At 63.8% G+C, this 17,201-nt stretch carries 15 protein-coding genes and 1 pseudogene; 7 read left to right on the plus strand and 9 right to left on the minus strand.

All coding sequences use genetic code 11. The features are described from left to right. Window positions 1-286: 286 nt before the first annotated feature. From ABIB24_RS18300 to ABIB24_RS18330, 7 genes and pseudogenes are all read right to left on the minus strand, one after another. A complete protein-coding gene (locus tag ABIB24_RS18300; protein ID WP_084785317.1) occupies window positions 287-1,891 on the minus strand; it encodes an EAL domain-containing protein in 1,605 nt (534 codons plus the stop codon). A gap of 323 nt (window positions 1,892-2,214) precedes the next feature. Continuing rightward, window positions 2,215-3,003 (minus strand): N-acetylmuramoyl-L-alanine amidase, encoded by a 789-nt coding sequence (locus tag ABIB24_RS18305; protein ID WP_025337228.1) that lies wholly within the window; start codon window positions 3,001-3,003, stop codon window positions 2,215-2,217. An 80-nt stretch (window positions 3,004-3,083) separates the two neighbouring features. Beyond that, entirely contained in the window at window positions 3,084-5,027 is a 1,944-nt protein-coding gene (locus ABIB24_RS18310) for a diguanylate cyclase (protein WP_274078995.1), read from the minus strand. Between the two features lie 27 nt (window positions 5,028-5,054). After that, window positions 5,055-5,887: pseudogene (locus ABIB24_RS18315) on the minus strand (endonuclease/exonuclease/phosphatase family protein). Between the two features lie 34 nt (window positions 5,888-5,921). Beyond that, window positions 5,922-6,554 (minus strand): thiol:disulfide interchange protein DsbA, encoded by a 633-nt coding sequence (dsbA, locus tag ABIB24_RS18320; protein WP_025337225.1) that lies wholly within the window; start codon window positions 6,552-6,554, stop codon window positions 5,922-5,924. A 284-nt stretch (window positions 6,555-6,838) separates the two neighbouring features. Next, window positions 6,839-7,456 carry a c-type cytochrome gene (locus ABIB24_RS18325; protein ID WP_003256951.1) on the minus strand — a complete coding sequence of 206 codons (618 nt, stop codon included), beginning with the start codon at window positions 7,454-7,456 and terminating at the stop codon, window positions 6,839-6,841. A 31-nt stretch (window positions 7,457-7,487) separates the two neighbouring features. Continuing rightward, on the minus strand, window positions 7,488-7,790 hold the full coding sequence (locus tag ABIB24_RS18330; RefSeq protein ID WP_015268479.1) for a c-type cytochrome: 303 nt from the start codon (window positions 7,788-7,790) through the stop codon (window positions 7,488-7,490). Window positions 7,791-7,991: 201 nt separating this feature from the next. Here ABIB24_RS18330 and yihA point away from each other — a divergent pair, with 201 nt between their 5' ends. Further along, window positions 7,992-8,624, plus strand: a complete 633-nt coding sequence (gene yihA / locus ABIB24_RS18335; protein WP_015268478.1) for a ribosome biogenesis GTP-binding protein YihA/YsxC — start codon at window positions 7,992-7,994, stop codon at window positions 8,622-8,624. A 422-nt stretch (window positions 8,625-9,046) separates the two neighbouring features. Here the strand turns inward: yihA and polA are convergent, their stop codons facing one another. Continuing rightward, entirely contained in the window at window positions 9,047-11,794 is a 2,748-nt protein-coding gene (polA, locus tag ABIB24_RS18340) for a DNA polymerase I (RefSeq protein WP_354316974.1), read from the minus strand. A 75-nt stretch (window positions 11,795-11,869) separates the two neighbouring features. On the opposite strand from polA, the gene ABIB24_RS18345 reads away from it, so the two are divergent. Next, window positions 11,870-12,157 (plus strand): DUF2782 domain-containing protein, encoded by a 288-nt coding sequence (locus ABIB24_RS18345; protein WP_013970316.1) that lies wholly within the window; start codon window positions 11,870-11,872, stop codon window positions 12,155-12,157. Between the two features lie 69 nt (window positions 12,158-12,226). Further along, window positions 12,227-13,177 (plus strand): homoserine kinase, encoded by a 951-nt coding sequence (locus ABIB24_RS18350; protein ID WP_137162717.1) that lies wholly within the window; start codon window positions 12,227-12,229, stop codon window positions 13,175-13,177. A gap of 112 nt (window positions 13,178-13,289) precedes the next feature. On the opposite strand, the gene ABIB24_RS18355 is transcribed toward ABIB24_RS18350, so the two are convergent. Beyond that, complete coding sequence (locus ABIB24_RS18355; RefSeq protein ID WP_137162716.1) at window positions 13,290-14,246, minus strand: zinc ABC transporter substrate-binding protein; 957 nt, start codon at window positions 14,244-14,246, stop codon at window positions 13,290-13,292. A gap of 18 nt (window positions 14,247-14,264) precedes the next feature. Between ABIB24_RS18355 and zur the strand changes: the two genes are divergently transcribed. The 4 genes from zur to ABIB24_RS18375 all read left to right on the plus strand — a co-directional run bounded on the left by zur (window position 14,265) and on the right by ABIB24_RS18375 (window position 17,133). Beyond that, window positions 14,265-14,750, plus strand: a complete 486-nt coding sequence (gene zur, locus ABIB24_RS18360) for a zinc uptake transcriptional repressor Zur (protein WP_025337220.1) — start codon at window positions 14,265-14,267, stop codon at window positions 14,748-14,750. Then, on the plus strand, window positions 14,747-15,523 hold the full coding sequence (znuC, locus tag ABIB24_RS18365) for a zinc ABC transporter ATP-binding protein ZnuC (protein WP_025337219.1): 777 nt from the start codon (window positions 14,747-14,749) through the stop codon (window positions 15,521-15,523). Before zur ends, znuC begins: the two co-directional genes overlap by 4 nt. Then, complete coding sequence (gene znuB, locus ABIB24_RS18370) at window positions 15,516-16,298, plus strand: zinc ABC transporter permease subunit ZnuB (RefSeq protein ID WP_003253007.1); 783 nt, start codon at window positions 15,516-15,518, stop codon at window positions 16,296-16,298. Before znuC ends, znuB begins: the two co-directional genes overlap by 8 nt. Window positions 16,299-16,425: 127 nt before the next feature. Further along, a complete protein-coding gene (locus ABIB24_RS18375; protein ID WP_137162715.1) occupies window positions 16,426-17,133 on the plus strand; it encodes a PA5502 family lipoprotein in 708 nt (235 codons plus the stop codon). Window positions 17,134-17,201: the final 68 nt, after the last annotated feature.

Below are 17,201 nucleotides of genomic sequence, written 5' to 3' on the forward strand. Positions count from 1 at the left end.
CAGTGGCCTCAATGTAAACGGCACGCTGCGAGCTCACCACGATGTTGGCCAGAAGCAAAAAGCTTCCTCGAACAGGCCTGATACATAGATGCAACAGGGTTCCTATGTTCAAAAGCAGCTAGACAGTGTGGGCGAGTCCATACATAGGAGCGGCCTTGTGTCGCGATAGGGCCGCAAAGCGGCCCCAGGATTTCAGCACCAGTGCACAAATTGCTGGGGCTGCTCCGCAGCCCTATCGCGACACAAGGCCGCTCCTACAGAGATCTCGCAGTCCAGCAGCAATCACTCAATGCTCAACCCGCCGCGGCAGCCGTCCGCGGGTCACCAGTTCGGCAAACTGCCGGGCATTCAGTGGCCGGGCAAACAGCCAGCCCTGGCCATAATTGACCCCTTCGCTGTTCAGCAGCACCGCCTGGTCTTCACACTCGATGCCTTCGGCAATCACCCGCAGGTGCAGGTCGTGGGCCATGCGGATGATATGCGGGGCAACACCGCTGCTGGCGGCGTCATGCCCCAGGGCATCGATAAAGGCCTTGTCGATCTTCAGGCAGTCCACCGGCAGGGTCTGCAGGTAGGCCAGGCTGCAATAACCCGTACCAAAATCGTCGATCAGCACCTGATGCCCTACCGCGCGCAACGCCTGCAGGTTGTCGCGCGCCACCACCACGTCGATCAGGCCGCGCTCGGTCACTTCGAAGGCAATCTGGCTGGCCGCCACCCGGTGCAAGGCGAGCAAACGCGCCGCCACCCGGCCAATGCGCGGCACCATCACATCGCAGGCTGCCAGGTTCACCGAAATGTACAAGTTGGGGTGCGAGCGCAGCAGTTGCCCTAACTGTTCCAGCACACGCTGCAGGACAAAGTCGGTGATCTGGCGAATCTGCCCGGTGTTTTCCGCCAGCGGGATGAACAGGTCCGGGCTGGTCAGGGTGCCGTCCGGGCGACGCCAGCGCACCAGGGCCTCGGCCCCGACACAGCGCCGGCTGTCGAGCTCGAAGATCGGCTGGTAGAGCACCTGCAGTTCGCCGCGGCGCAAGGCATTCTGCAACTCCGAGCTCATCGACCGCCGCTGCAGGATCAGTTGCAGCACCAGCCAGCCGATACAACAGGCCGCCAGCACACTGCCGGGGAACAGCAGCCAGAGCATGCCGTTCATCCTCAACGGCAGGCTCGCCCGCGGTGCAATCAGCACCAGCTGGTAGTCCGGTGACTTGGTCGGCATGCGGTAGATCAGGCGGTCGCTGAGCTCAAGCAGCGACTTGTGGCTGGTGGACCAGGCCGAGGGCGGCGGCCATACCTGCGGTGGGCCCAGCACGGGGATGGCCCGGGTACCGTTGTCCAGCACCACCACAAGGCTGCCGCCCGGGGGCAGGTCGACCACATCGGTCAGGTGCCCACGAGAGGTGGATACCACGAACTTGCCCCTCCCCAGCATCAACGCGGCCAGGTTTTCGTTCGGCTCGGTCGTTGTGTTCAGCCAGTAGCTGTAGGTCGGTCCCTGGATGTCGGGGACCCGCAAGGGTTCGAACGCCCGCTCATCACCGCGGTTCGAACAGGCGATATCCCCATCCACGTATGCCGCTTCATAAATGAAGCGTGAACTCAGGCCTACCTGCTGCAACGCCGTCAGCATCGCCGGGCTGCAGCCGCGCAAGGGCTGCGCCTGCAGCAGGTCGACCCCTTCGCGCAACTGGCCGAACACCTGCTCGAGGCGCTCGAGAAAGCGCTCGCCCTGGGCATTCATCTGTGCGCTCTCGCTTTGCTTCATCTGTTGCAGGGCAATGCCGATGCTGGCTGAGAGCAACAGTGCCGCGCTGGCCAGTGCTGCCAATGTGGCCAGCATCCAGGGACGGTAAAAAATTTGGCGCATCAAGGCGATGAAGGCTGACATCGAGGGCATCCAGTTGATAACTAAGGTATAGCAACTGAATCAGGAATCACCTTCACCGTTTGGCGCTTCGTTTGCTTGTTGGAAGAGCGCCATCTCCCAAGGCTGCGCTGTCGCGCAGAGAACTCGATTTGCAGGCGCTACGCGGACTCTGTGGGAGCGGCTTTAGCCGCGAACACCGGCGCAGCCGGTGCCATGCACCGCGTTGGATTCTTCGCGGCTAAAGCCGCTCCCACAGGGTACGAGGATCGCTTGCGAATTCAGTTATCTGTGCGACAGCGCAGCCCAAAGGGCTGGGCAATCTCCCACAGAGCCTCGCTGGCGGCTCAACGCATCCGGTTGAGCACCTGCAGCATCGCCGCCGTCTGCGCATCCGGCATGCCATCGAAGCGCTGCGGGCGGAAACGCATCTGGAACGCGGCGATCACATGGCGGGTGGCAACATCCAGTACCCCGGTCTGCTCGATCGCATAGCCAAACCGCGCCAGCTCCTGCTGATACCAGCCAACGCTCGGCGGGTTGACGCTGAAATAGGCTTGCTGCCGTGCCACGGCATTTGCATCCGGCCAGACACCCAATCCGGCGTCGGCTAGGCGCTTCCACGGGAACAGCGGCCCCGGGTCAAGCTTGCGCAGCGGCGCGATATCGCTGTGGCCAATGATGTGCCGTGGCTCGATGTTGTTGCGTTTGACGATGTCCTTGAGCAGCGCGATCAGCGACTGGACCTGTGCTTCGCTGTAAGGGTGCCAGACCCGGCCATTCGGCGTATCGGTGAAGCCCGGGTTGACGATTTCGATACCGATGGACGAGGAGTTCAGCCAGGTCCGCCCCTGCCACTGGCTATCACCGGCATGCCAGGCGCGGCGGTTCTCATCCACCAGCTGATACACCGTCGCCGGGCCGTCACCAATCAGGTAATGGCTGCTGACTTCGCCATGGGTCAGCAACGCCAGGGAACGCTCCAGCGAAGCATTGGTGTAATGCAGGACAACGAACTGGATGCGGTTGTCCTGGTTGACCGAAGGGTGGCTACGGTCGATGCGCAGGCCTGTCGAGCAACCGGCGACAGACAACAGCAGGAAGGAAATAAGGGTTTTTTTAAGCGTGGAAAGCACGTCAGTAGCCTCAGCGTATGAGCGCTACAGTATAACGTGCTCCCCAAGGGCCGTGCTTGCCGCGAGTCAGCGGCTGCCGGCTATGCCTGCTCGACGCGGTTGCGCCCCGACTCCTTGGCCCGGTACAGCGCCGCATCGGCGCGCTTGAGTACCTGGTCGCCGCGCTCGCCGGAACGGAATGCACCCAGGCCGATGGACGTGGTGATCACCACCCGTTCGCCCTTGAAGTGGAACGGGCACGCCTCGACCGTGGCCCGTAGCACCTCGGCTATCTGGGCAGCGGCGGCCGGCGAGGTCTGCGGCAGCAACAGGACAAACTCCTCGCCGCCGAAGCGGGCGATGAAGTCACCGCTGCGCAGGCGCTTGCGCAACTGGTCGGCGACAATCTTCAGTACCTTGTCCCCGGCCAGGTGCCCATAGCTGTCGTTGATACGCTTGAAATGGTCCAGGTCGAGGATCGCCATCGCCAGATGGCCGCCGTGTGCCTGCCATTCGAGCATTTCGCGCTCGACCCGCTCGCTCCAGGCCGCACGGTTGGGCAAACCGGTGAGGGGGTCGAGCAAGGCCTTCTGGCGCTGCTCTTCCAGGTGCTCGCGGTAGCCGAGCGCCTCGTGCTCCATGTTCGCCACCCGCTCCGACAGCCCTTGCAGGCGCCCAGCCAGCTCCTGCTCGCGGCGATCACGCTCATGCTTGTGCTCGTCCATGGTCACCAACAGGCCTTCCAGGCGGTTTTCCAGGATGTGCTTGAGGCTGTCGACGTCGGCGGCACCTTGCACACTGCTCTGCAGCCCGTCGACATGCTCACGCAGCTGGGTATCCAGCTCGCGGGCAGCCGAGCTGTTGTCGGCGTGACCGGCGCTGGCCTCGTGCAGGTGGCTCTGGAAACCCTCCAGGCGTTCGTTGAGCTGCTGCAGGTAGGTTTCGAATTCGTGCTGGCCGCTGTCGGTGATCGCCAGCATGAGCACAGCCAGGTCATCCAGCACCGGGATCAGCTCATACCAATTCAAGCCGCGGGCGACCCGTTCACGCATCTCGAGCGCCTGGGCCTTGTGTCGCTCCGGCAGGCTGAGGTCATCGAGCAGGCCGATCAGGGTGTGCTCGATGTGCTCGGCAACCTGGCTGTAGGGCGGCTCCACCGCGTAGGGCAGGGCATAGGGGCCGTCTTCGCCGAAGGTTTCTTCGAGTGTTTGCGCCGGTCCTGCTTCAGCCGGAGGCTCGCTGGCGACAGTTTCCGGTGCCGGCACATCGTCCGGTAGCGGCTGCGGCAGCGGGGCTGGTGACAGTTCGGCCGTTTCGATCAGCGCCGGGCCAGGTGTCTCCAGCGCGGGCTCTGGCACTACGGGCGCCTCGACAACAGATGCTGAAGAGGCTGGCAGCGGCTGCAGCGCATCCACATCGTCGGGCTGCGGAGCACCGACATTGGCCGGTGCCGCCAAGGGCTGCGCCCCGGCAACCGGCAGCGCCAGCGGCACAAGCGCTGGCTCGCCTTGCGCATTATCCTCGCGGCTGCCGAACAAGCGCTGCAAGAAGCCGGGGCGGGCATCCTCCGCCGACTTGCCCAGGGCTGACAGCGCGCGGCCCTGCAAGCCGCTCAACTCGCCCAGCAACGGTGGCAGGTCGCGTGACTGGGCCACGCCACCGTCGAGCTTCTTCGCCAGCTTTTTCAACGGCCGCGACACATCGTTCGGCAATGGCAGGCCTTGCAGTTGGTCGACCAGCGCGGTCAGCGCATCGCTAACCTGATTCATGCGAGCTTCCCGGCGCTGTTCGGAGTCCAGCACCGCCTTCTCAAGACGCGGAATCAGCCCGGCAAGGCCAGCGTCCATGTTGTCGCTGCGGATGACCTCGCGCATTTCTTTCATGCACTGGTCCACCACCTTGTCACTGCCTTCGGCAGCCAGGGTGCTGCGTACCAGGCCGCGACGCAGCAGGTCGAGACGGGCGTCCCAACGGCGCTCGAGCTTTTCCTGCTGCTCGATGCTTTTCAGGTATTTTTCTTTCCAGCGCTCAGCGTCTTCAGTCATGCCCAGGTCCGCAAACGGTGATGGCAATTAGCTCAGGACCGGCAGCGTATCCACAGTCAATGCATCAGGCAATCGAATCTCGACAGCAACGGGAAGGTGGTCGGAAATTGGCTGCGCCAGCACCTCGACACGCTCCAGCGTGAGGCTTGGGCTGAGCAGGATGTGGTCCAGGCAACGCTGTGGACGCCAGCTGGGGAAGGTGGCCTCGACTTGTGGGGCAATCAGGCCCAGGTCGCGCAACGGTGAGTGCTCCAGCAGGTCGGTGGCATGGGTATTCATGTCGCCCATCAGCACCTGGTGGCGGTAACCGCCAATCAGCTCGCGGATGTAACCCAGTTGCAGGGCGCGGGTCTTGGCGCCGAGGGCCAGGTGCATCATCACCACGATCAGCGCATCTTCGCCCTCGCCAAAGCGCACCAGGATCGCACCACGCCCAGCCGGGCCGGGCAATGGGTGATCCTCGAGCAGTTGTGGCTTCAGGCGGCTGAGCACGCCATTGCTGTGCTGGGCAAAACGCCCAAGGTTGCGGTTGAGTTGCTGGTACCAGTAGGGGAAGGCACCCAGGTGGGCAAGGTGCTCGACCTGGTTGACATAGCCCGAGCGCAGGCTACCGCCATCGGCCTCCTGCAAGGCCACCAGGTCGAAGTCGCCCAGCAGTTGGCCAATCTTCTGCAGGTTGCCGGCACGCCCGTTGTGCGGCAGCAGGTGCTGCCAGCTGCGGGTCACGTAATGCCGGTAGCGCTCGGTGCTGATGCCCACCTGAATGTTGAAACTGAGCAGCCGCAGACGACCATCCTCGGGCAGGCCAGGGGCCTGCAGGTGATGCTCGTTGACCTGCGGCTGGTGCAGGCCAATGCCACGCGCGGTTCTGAAGCGGCGCATGGGTTACGCCGCTTACTTAGCGGCGCGCTCCTTGGCGATCAGCTGGTCGGCAACGTTCAGTACGCCTTCCGGCCCGCCGGCAGTACCCAGGTCGAAGCGGTACTTGCCGTTGACCACCATGCTCGGTACGCCGGTGATCTCGTACTTTTTCGCCAGTTCCTTGGCCTGGTTGACCTGGCCCTTGATGGCGAACGAATTGAAGGTGGCGAGGAACTTGTCCTTGTCCACGCCCTGGGTGGCGAGGAAGTCGGCCATGTCCTGCGGGTCGGTCAGGCGCTTTTTCTGGTTCTGGATGGCATCGAACACCGCGGCGTGTACCTTCTGCTCGACGCCCATGGCTTCGAGGGTCAGGAACATCTGGCCGTGGGCGTCCCATGGGCCACCGAACATGGCTGGTACGCGCTTGAAGTTGACGTCCTTGGGCAGCTTTTCAACCCACGGGTTGATGGTCGGCTCGAAGTGGTAGCAGTGTGGGCAGCCGTACCAGAACAGCTCGACCACTTCGATCTTGCCAGGCACGGAAACCGGAACAGGGTTGCTCAGCTCGAGGTATTCCTTGCCGGCGACAGGCTCGGCGGCCTGGACGGCAGTCATACCGAATACGCTGGCAGCGACCAGCGCGGCGCTGAGAATCAGTTTACGCATGCTTTACTCCTGGGCAGTCATTGGTCGCCACGACGCGACCTGCACTGAGACAGGCCGGGAAGGGGCCGAGTTCTGTAGTGTAACGGCTGCGGACGGAAAAAAGGGCGGTCCGGCCGCCCTTTCATCATTGGCCTACAACATTAACTGAAAGTTAATGCGCCGCCTGCGATGGCCCTATCGCCGGCAAGCCGGCTCCCACCTCGAGCGCATCGACCTCAAGCCATTGCAGCATCTGTGGGAGCTGGCTTGCCGGCGATAGGGCCATTACAGGCGGCCGAATGGCCTCAGTGCAGGCCCTGGATGTAGCTGGCCAGCGCCTCGATGTCGTGGTTGCTCAGCTTGCCGGCGATGGTGCGCATGGTCATGGCATCGCCATCGTTGGTGCGGTTGCCTTCGCGGAAGTCGGTGAGCTGCTTGGTCACGTACTGTGCATGCTGCCCGCCCAGGTGCGGGAAGCCGGCCAGGGCGATACCCGCGCCGTTCGGCGAGTGGCAGCCGGTGCAGGCAGGCATGCCCTTTTCCAGGTCGCCGCCGTTGAACAGCGCCCGGCCACGTTCGACCAGCTTGGGATCGGCCGCCCCCACGCTGCCTTTCTGGCTGGAGAAGTAGGCGGCGATATCGGCCAGGTCCTGGTCGCTGAATGCGGCCAGCATGCCGGTCATCTCCAGCACGGTACGCTTGCCCGACTTGATATCGTGCAATTGTTTTTCGAGATAGCGCTGGCCTTGGCCGGCCAGTTTCGGGAAGTTCGGTGCCAGGCTGTTGCCGTCGGGGTTGTGGCAGGCGCCACAGACGGCCGTCTTGGCCTGGCCGGCGGCGGCATCGCCTTTGACGGGTTGCGCAGCAGTGGCCGCACCTGCGACACCCAAGGTCAACAGCAGACTCACGACTAGTTTGTTCATCAGCTAATCCAACACGGCTAAGGGTGAAATGTTATGTATCGGGACTGCCACTCATCCAAAGGATGACCAAACGGTAGTCCTCGGCACTGCAGTCCATGCACAATCCACGCGGCGGCATAGCCTTGAAACCCTGGGTCACGTGCTTCACCAGTACATCCATGCCTTGCGCCAGCCTTGGCTCCCATGCTGCCCGGTCACCCTGCCTGGGTGCCTGTGGCAACTGCCCGGTGTGACAGGCCGCACACGTGCGGTTGTACAACACCTCGGGATCCTGTGTAGCCTGTGCGCTGAAAAACGGCAGGAACATACCGACAGCAAGCAGCCATTTCGCCATGCGGAACGACCTTCAGGGTTGGGGGCCGCGCTGCGTTCTGTTGCGCGAGCTATTGTTCGACACCCCATGCCCGTTCTCCTTCGCCGGGAGAATGAGCACACAAAAACTGGGGCATTATATACTTCCGCCATCCAAACGGAAACGACACCGCTTGCCAGGCTCGGGCCTATAGAGTCAGGCAACACCCACATCGGATATCCCATGCAAGTCAAGAACCCCATCCTCGGCCTCTGCCAGAAAGCCAAATTCGCCCTCAGCGCTGCCAAGGTCGAACAATGCCCGGACGACCAGGGTTACGAGGTGGCTTTCGCCGGCCGCTCCAACGCCGGCAAATCCAGCGCCCTCAACACCCTGACTCATGCCAGCCTGGCGCGCACCTCGAAAACCCCCGGGCGCACCCAGCTGTTGAATTTCTTCAGTCTGGACGATGAACGGCGTTTGGTCGACCTGCCAGGCTACGGTTATGCAAAAGTCCCGATTCCGCTCAAGCAGCATTGGCAGAAACACCTGGAAGCCTACCTGGGCAGCCGCGAGTGCCTGCGTGGCGTGATCCTGATGATGGACGTGCGCCACCCGATGACCGACTTCGACAAGATGATGCTCGACTGGGCCAAGGCCAGCAGCATGCCGATGCACATCCTGCTGACCAAGGCCGACAAGCTGACCCACGGCGCGGGCAAGAACACTCTGCTCAAGGTGCAGTCGGAAATCCGCAAGGGTTGGGGCGACGGCGTGACCATCCAGCTGTTCTCGGCGCCCAAGCGCCTGGGCGTGGAAGAGGCCTACCGAGTGCTGGCAGACTGGATGGAGCTGGAAGACAAGCCGGTAGCCTGAGGCCTGCACCGCTCGTTGTAGGAGCAGCCTTGTGCTGCGAAGAGGCCATGACAGGCTGTATAGGTCTGTTGGCTGTACCGGCCCTTTCGCAGCACAAGGCTGCTCCTACAGGGGTAGCTGCGCCATCAGGTCAAATTCCGGGCAAAAAAAACCCCGGACTTCGTATGGGGAGGGGGAAGTTCGGGGTCCAAGTCCGGACCGCTAGGGCGGGGTCCAGATATCTGCCAACACTTAACACAACATAGGAGCATCGAAAGGCTTCACCAGCCATTCAGTTACTCTGAGTTCCGCTTCACCGGTTTAGTTCCAAAGCCCTGAAAACTATTTGCGATAGTTTCATGAAACCTCAGCACCACTGGCACTGAGCAGTGCCAGGATCCGCATCCCTACGTCACGGATCCTACACAGCTTTCCCCGCCCGATCAGTGAGCTTCGTCCCAATTCGCACCAATTCCTGCCTCGACCAGCAGCGGTACATCCAGCTGCGCGGCCTTGCTCATGTGCTGGCGAATTTCATCTTTCACCTGCTCCACCAGGTCCTCGCGCACTTCCAGCACCAGTTCGTCGTGTACCTGCAGGATCACCCGGGCGTCCAGCCCGCTCTCGCTCAGCCAGTTATCCACATTGACCATGGCCCGCTTGATGATGTCGGCCGCAGTGCCCTGCATCGGGGCGTTGATCGCCGTGCGCTCGGCGCCTTTGCGCAGGGCCGGGTTCTTGGCATTGATATCCGGCAGGTACAGGCGGCGGCCGAACAGGGTTTCGACAAAGCCTTGCTCCGCAGCCTGGGCGCGGGTGCGCTCCATGTAGGCCAGCACGCCCGGGTAGCGGGCGAAGTAGCGGTCGATGTAATCCTGCGACTGCTTGCGGTCGACGCCGATCTGCTTGGCCAGGCCAAAGGCGCTCATGCCGTAGATCAGGCCGAAGTTGATGGCCTTGGCACTGCGGCGCTGGTCGGTGGTGACGTCTTCCAGGGCTACGCCGAATACTTCCGCCGCCGTGGCGCGGTGCACGTCCAGGTCGTTGCGGAAGGCATGCAGCAAGCCTTCGTCCTTGGCCAGGTGGGCCATGATGCGCAACTCGATCTGCGAGTAGTCCGCCGCCAGCAGCTTGTAGCCCGGGCTGGCGACGAAGGCCTGACGGATGCGCCGGCCTTCGGCAGTGCGGATCGGGATGTTCTGCAGGTTCGGGTCGCTGGACGACAGCCGGCCGGTGGCCGCTACCGCCTGCTGGTAGGAGGTGTGGATACGCCCGGTGCGCGGGTTGATCTGCCCCGGCAGCTTGTCGGTGTAGGTGCTCTTGAGCTTGCTCAGGCTGCGGTACTGCATCAGTACCTCCGGCAGCGGGTAGCCTTGCTCGGCCAGTTCGTCGAGCACCGCCTCTGCCGTGGATGGCTGGCCCTTGGTGGTCTTGCTCAGCACCGGCATGCCCAGCTTGTCGTAAAGGATCGCGCCCAGCTGCTTGGGCGAGCCGAGGTTGAACTCCTCACCGGCCAACTCATAGGCGCGCTGCTCCAGCTCCGCCATCTTCACCCCCAGCTCACCGCTCTGCACCTGCAGCAGCGCGGCATCGACCAGCGCCCCCTGGCGCTCAATCTTGGCCAGTACCGGCACCAGCGGCATCTCGATGTCCATCAGCACCGGCTGCACGCTCGGCGTCTGCGCCAGGCGCGCCTGCAGCGCCTGGTGCAGGCGCAGGGTGATGTCGGCGTCTTCGGCAGCGTAGGGGCCGGCCTTGTCCAGGTGGATCTGGTTGAAGGTCAGCTGCTTGGCGCCCTTGCCGGCGATGTCCTCGAAGGCGATGGTGGTGTGGTCGAGGTACTTCAGCGCCAGGCTGTCCATGTCGTGACGGGTGGCGGTGGAGTTCAGCACGTACGACTCGAGCATGGTGTCGTAGGCAACGCCGCGCATTTCGATGGCGGGCGAGCCATTGGCGAGGATGTTGATGTCGTACTTGGCGTTCTGCCCGACCTTGGCCTTGGCCGGGTCTTCCAGCAGAGGCTTCAGCGCCAGCAGCACGGCGGCGCGGTCCAGCTGGACCGGCGCGCCTTCATAGTCGTGGGCCAGCGGCACATAGGCCGCTTCATGCGGCTCGACGGCGAACGACAGGCCGACAAGCTGCGCCTGCTGTGCGTCCAGGCCAGTGGTCTCGGTGTCGAAGGCGAACAGTGGCGCCTGACGCAGCTTCTCCAGCCAGAAGTCGAAACGTTCCTGGTCGAGAATGGTTTCGTACCTGGGCTCGGTCTTGGCCACCGGCTCCGCGATCGGCGCGATGTCGTCACCGGCCTTGGCAGCGTCACGCTGCACCTCGGCGACCCAGCTCTTGAATTCCATCTCGGTGTACAGCGCCAGCAACGCGTCGCGATCAGGCTCGCCGCACACCAGGGCATCTACTTCGATATCCAGGGGCACGTCGACCTTGATGGTAGCCAGCTCATAAGACAGGAACGCCGCGTCGCGGTGCTCTTCCAGCTTGGCCGGCAGGGTCTTGGCGCCGCGAATGGCCAGCGTCGGGACCTTGTCCAGGTTGGCGTACAGGTCGCTGAGGCCGCCGCCGATACCGGTCAGCAGGCCCACCGCGGTTTTTTCGCCCACGCCCGGCACACCGGGGATGTTGTCGACCTTGTCGCCCATCAGCGCCAGGAAGTCGATGATATTTTCCGGGCCGACGCCAAATTTCTCGTGCACGCCAGCCACGTCCAGCACGCTTCCGGTCATGGTGTTGACCAAGGTAATGTGCCCGTCCACCAGCTGCGCCATGTCCTTGTCACCGGTCGAGATGATCACCGGGCGGCCCAGCGCGGCGCTGCTGCGCGCCAGGGTGCCGATCACGTCGTCGGCCTCGACCCCCTCGACGCACAGCAGCGGGTAGCCCAGCGCCTTGACGCTGGCGTGCAGCGGCTCGATCTGCACCCGCAGGTCGTCCGGCATGCTTGGGCGGTTGGCCTTGTATTCGGCGAACATGGCATCGCGGAAGGTGCCACCCTTGGCGTCGAACACCACCGCAAACAGGCTGTCGGGGTATTGCTTGCGCAGGCTCTTGAGCATGTTCAGCACCCCCTTCACCGCGCCGGTCGGCATGCCTTTGGAGGTAGTCAACGGCGGCAGCGCGTGGAAGGCGCGGTACAGGTAGGAGGAACCGTCCACCAGGACGAGGGGCGCTTGGCTCATGAGCAGAATCAACCTTTTCGACGGGTCCGGCGCTAGAATAGCCAGAATCATTGACGACAAAGGGACAAGGTTATCATGCGTACACTCAATCGCCTGTTACTGCTCGGTCTGTTGGCCACCATGCCTGTCGTCACCCTGGCGGCGGATGACGCCCCCTCGGCCGATCCCGAGGTGACCATTCGCACGGAAGGCGACAAAACCATCCAGGAGTACCGGCAGAACGGGTTCCTGTATGCGATCAAGATCACGCCGAAAAACGGCAAGCCTTATTTCCTGGTACGCGCCGATGGCTCTGATGGCAATTTCATTCGATCCGACCAGCCGGACATGCTGATTCCGTCCTGGAAGATCTTCGAGTGGTAATCTGACGCGCACCGTTCACATCAACCCGGCACTTCCCGGCGGAAGTGCCCGTATGGGCAAATTTTCATCATGTCAGTCTTCACCCCCGTGACCCGGCCTGAGCTGGAAACCTTTCTGGCGCCGTACGCGCTGGGTCGTCTGCTCGATTTCCAGGGCATCGCCGCCGGCACCGAGAACAGCAATTTCTTCGTCAGCCTCGAACAGGGGGAGTTCGTCCTGACGCTGATCGAGCGCGGGCCCAGCGAGGACATGCCGTTCTTCATCGAGCTGCTGGACACTTTGCACGCAGCCGACATGCCGGTGCCCTATGCCATACGCGACCGCGACGGCCATGGCCTGCGCGAGCTGTGCGGCAAGCCGGCGCTGCTGCAGCCACGGCTGTCGGGCAAGCACATCAAGGCACCGAACGCCCAGCACTGCGCCCAGGTCGGCGAGCTGCTGGCGCACATTCACCTGGCTACCCGCGAACACATCATCGAGCGCCGCACCGACCGCGGCCTGGACTGGATGCTGGCCTCGGGTGCCGAGCTGCTGCCGCGCCTTACCGCCGAGCAAGCCGCGCTGCTGCAGCCGGCGCTGGATGAAATCAGTGCGCACAAGGCACAGATCCTGGCCCTGCCACGGGCCAACCTGCACGCCGACCTGTTCCGCGACAATGTGATGTTCGAAGGCACTCACCTGACCGGTGTGATCGACTTCTACAACGCCTGTTCCGGGCCGATGCTGTATGACATCGCCATCACCGTGAACGACTGGTGCCTGGATGAACACGGCGCGATCGATGTGCCACGCGCCCAGGCATTGCTGGCGGCCTATGCGGCGCTGCGGCCGTTCACCGCTGCCGAAGCCGAGCTGTGGCCGGAGATGTTGCGGGTAGGCTGCGTGCGCTTCTGGCTGTCGCGCCTGATTGCAGCGGAATCGTTTGCCGGGATGGATGTGATGATCCACGACCCGAGCGAGTTCGAAGTGCGTTTGGCGCAGCGTCAGCAGGTGGCTTTGCACCTGCCGTTCGCCCTCTAGTCCAGCTTCTGCTTCTTCGCGGGCATGCCCGCTCCCACAGGGATAACACAAACCTCAAGGTTGTCGTTGTACCTATGGGAGCGGGCGTGCCCGCGAAGAGGCCGGTACAGGCTTACAACTGCTCCAGGCACCCAACCAGGTCGCCACCCAGCTTCTCCAGCAAGCGCTCATAGCCCTTGCCATCCACCGGGTCGGTACCGCCCAGGGCATCCAGCTCGGCCAGGCGCACCGGCAGCCCGGCGGTCAAGGTCTCGGCCAGCCGCGGCCGCAGCGGCGGTTCGCTGAACACACAGGTTTTGCCCACTTCCTGCAGGCGCTTGCGCATGGCTGCCACGTGCTGCGCACCCGGCTGCACCTCGGACGCCACGCTGAACACCCCGGTGTGCTTCAGGCCATACTCGGCCTCGAAATAGTCGAACGCTTCGTGGAACACGAAGTAAGGCTTGCCGGCAATCCCGGCCACCCGCGCCTTGATCCGCCCATCCAGTGCGTCCAGGCGTTCGTCGAAGGCCTTGAGGTTGCTCTGATAGCGCGCCGCATTGGCCGGATCGATCTGCGCCAGGTCAGCCGCCATTTTCGCTGCAATCACCCGCGCGTTGACCGACGATAGCCACAAGTGCGCGTCCAGGCTGCCCGGGCGGTGGTCATGATCATGGTCGTCGTGGTCTTCTTCCTCGTGGGAATGGCTGTCCTCGCCAAAATGCCGCAGCTTCATGCCCGGTAGCGCCTGCACGGCCACCGTGGCCTTGCTGCGATTGCCCAGTACCCGCGGCAGGAAGCCCTCCATGTCCGGACCGATCCAGTACAGCAGGTCGGCATCGCCCACCCGCCGCACGTCGGACGGGCGTAGCGCGTAGTGGTGCGGCGAAGCACCCGGCGGCAGCAATACCTCGGGGTTGCCAACACCATCCTGCACGGCGGCGGCAATCTGCTGCAGCGGTTTGATACTGGTCAGCACGCGCACGTCGGCCTGGGCGGAAAATGCGATGAAAGCGACAAAAAGGACTAGGAATCGGGACACGGTGAATACTCGAGTCGTCAGAAACAGGTAACATAATAACGTCTCCATCCAGAACCGTCGCTGCCCATGTCCATCACGCCGCTGGCCAACCGTCCTCACGATCATTCCCATTGCGTACACAGCGCACTGGCTGAAGCCGACGCCTTGTGCACCCGCCAGGGCCTGCGCCTGACCGCGCTGCGCCGTCGAGTGCTGGAACTGGTGTGGCAAAGCCACAAGCCGCTGGGCGCCTACGATATCCTCGCCGTGCTCAGTGAGCAGGACGGCCGCCGCGCCGCGCCCCCCACGGTGTACCGTGCGCTGGACTTCCTGCTGGAAAACGGCCTGGTGCACCGCATCGCCTCGCTCAACGCCTTCATCGGCTGCAGCCACCCGGAACACCTGCACCAGGGGCAGTTCCTGATCTGCCGGGCCTGCCATGTGGCCATCGAACTGGAACAGGACAGTATCAGCGATGCCATCATCAGCAGCGCCAAGGGCGTGGGCTTCACGGTCGAGACCCAGACGGTGGAAGTGGTCGGCCTGTGCAGCAATTGCCGGAGCGCGGCATGAGCGATGCACTGATTCGCCTGGAGCAGGTCGGCGTCACCTTCGGTGGCGAGGCGGTGCTCGACAGCATCGACCTGTCGGTCGCACCTGGCCAGATCGTCACCCTGATCGGCCCGAACGGCGCGGGCAAGACCACCTTGGTGCGCGCCGTGCTCGGCCTGCTCAAGCCGCACCGCGGCAAGGTATGGCGCAAGCCGAAACTGCGCATTGGCTACATGCCGCAAAAGATCCAGGTCGATGCCACGCTGCCGCTGTCGGTGTTGCGCTTCCTGCGCCTGGTGCCCGGTGTAGACCGCGCGGCAGCCTTGTCGGCGTTGCAGGAAGTGGGTGCCGAGCAGGTCATCGACAGCCCGATCCAGACCATTTCCGGCGGCGAGATGCAGCGCGTGCTGCTGGCCCGCGCCCTGCTGCGCGAACCCCAGCTACTGGTGCTCGACGAGCCGGTGCAGGGCGTAGACGTGGTCGGCCAGACCGAGCTGTACAACCTCATTACCCGCCTGCGCGACCGCCACGGCTGCGGCGTGCTGATGGTTTCCCACGACTTGCACCTGGTGATGAGCGCCACCGACCAGGTGGTGTGCCTGAACCGCCACGTGTGCTGCTCGGGCCACCCCGAGCAGGTCAGCGGCGACCCGGCGTTCGTCGAGCTGTTCGGCCAGACCGCCGCACCCAGCCTGGCCATCTACCACCACCATCACGACCACAGCCACGACCTGCACGGCTCGGTGGTCGCCCCAGGCACCCATGTTCACGGAGCGCACTGCAAGCATGGCTGATTTTCTTCTCTACGCCCTGCTTGCCGGTTTGTCCCTGGCGCTGGTGGCCGGCCCACTGGGATCCTTCGTGGTGTGGCGGCGCATGGCCTATTTTGGCGACACCCTGTCCCACGCCGCCCTGCTCGGCGTGGCCCTGGGCTTTGCCCTGGACGTCAGCCCGGCGCTGGCGGTAACCGTGGGCTGCCTGTTGCTGGCGATCTTGCTGGTGACCTTGCAGCAACGCCAGCCGCTGGCCTCCGATACCCTGCTCGGCATACTCGCCCCCAGCACCTTGTCGCTGGGCCTGGTGGTGCTGAGCTTCATGCATGATGTACGCATCGACCTGATGGCCTACCTGTTCGGCGACCTGCTGGCCATCAGCACCACCGACCTGGCCTGGATCCTCGGCGGCAGCGCGCTGGTGTTGCTGCTGCTCGCTGCGCTGTGGCGGCCGTTGCTGGCAGTCACCGTGCACGAAGAGCTGGCCATGGTCGAAGGCCTGCCGGTGGCCGGGCTGCGCATGGCGCTGATGCTGCTGATCGCGGTGGTGATTGCCGTGGCCATGAAGATCGTCGGCGTGCTGCTGATCACCTCGCTGCTGATCATTCCTGCCGCTGCGGCGCAACGTCACGCCCGCTCTCCCGAGCAGATGGCCCTGGGCGCCAGCCTGCTCGGCGTGACCGCGGTATGCGGTGGCCTGGCCATGTCCTGGTTCAAGGACACCCCCGCCGGCCCGTCGATCGTGGTCTGCGCGGCGGTGCTATTCTTGCTGAGCCTGGCCCTGCCAAAACGCTGAAAAACAGGGCGCGTGAAGGCGCGCCCTGCAACCTTTTCGCACGTAAAGGGTCTGTAAGACTTGTTTTCGAGCGTGCGCACCTGGGTGTAGACTTGCTCGCTTTTTGCGCAAATAGAGAGTCGCAGGAATGAAGCCGTTCGCCTCCCGTTATCTGCTTGTTGCCGCGTTTTCCCTGTTCCTGGCTGCGTGTTCCAGCGCGCCGGTCGAACAGGCCACCGCACCTGCCCAAGCCGATGCCTGGCAGCAGTTGCAACAGAACATCGCCAGCAACGAGCTGGCCACCGCCGAAGACCAGCTGGCAGCCCTGCAGGCCCAGGCGCCGGATGACGCGCGCCTGGAGCAATACCAGCGCCAGCTTGCCGAAGCCTACCTGCAACGCAGCCAGATCTTCCTGCAAAAGGGTGATGTGAACGGTGCCGCCACCGCCCTGTCCCGTGCCCGCGCGCTGATGCCGCAGGCCCCGGCGGTGACTGGTGGCGACGCCGTGACCCAGGCGCGCAAGGCCGAACTGGAGAAGGCTGAAGCGGCGCTGAAAGCGGCCGAGGCCAAGCCCAAGGCGCGCATCATCGACCCGGCTGCACCGAGCACCGTCGTGGCCTTGAAGACTACCGACAGCCGCGCCATGCGTCGCCAGCTGGATGACATTGCCGCCGATGTGGTGAGCTACCAGTGCGACGTAGTGTTCCAGGTGCCGCGCACCGAGGATGCGCCTTGGCTGAAGACCTTGCTGGAGAAGCGCGTGCGCAAGATCGACAGCGGGTTCGAGCTGAAGCAGAAGCACGAGATTCAGCGGTCGTTGCCGGCGCAGGTAGTTCTGGTTCCGCATCAGCGTTAAGAATCTGGGGGCGCTGCGCGCCCCTTTCGCGACACAAGGCCGCTCCTACAAGGGAATGCGATCTCCTG

Origin of the sequence: Pseudomonas sp. UYEF17, assembly GCF_040546125.1 — a bacterium.
GTDB classification, from domain to species: Bacteria; Pseudomonadota; Gammaproteobacteria; order Pseudomonadales; family Pseudomonadaceae; genus Aquipseudomonas; species Aquipseudomonas putida_Z.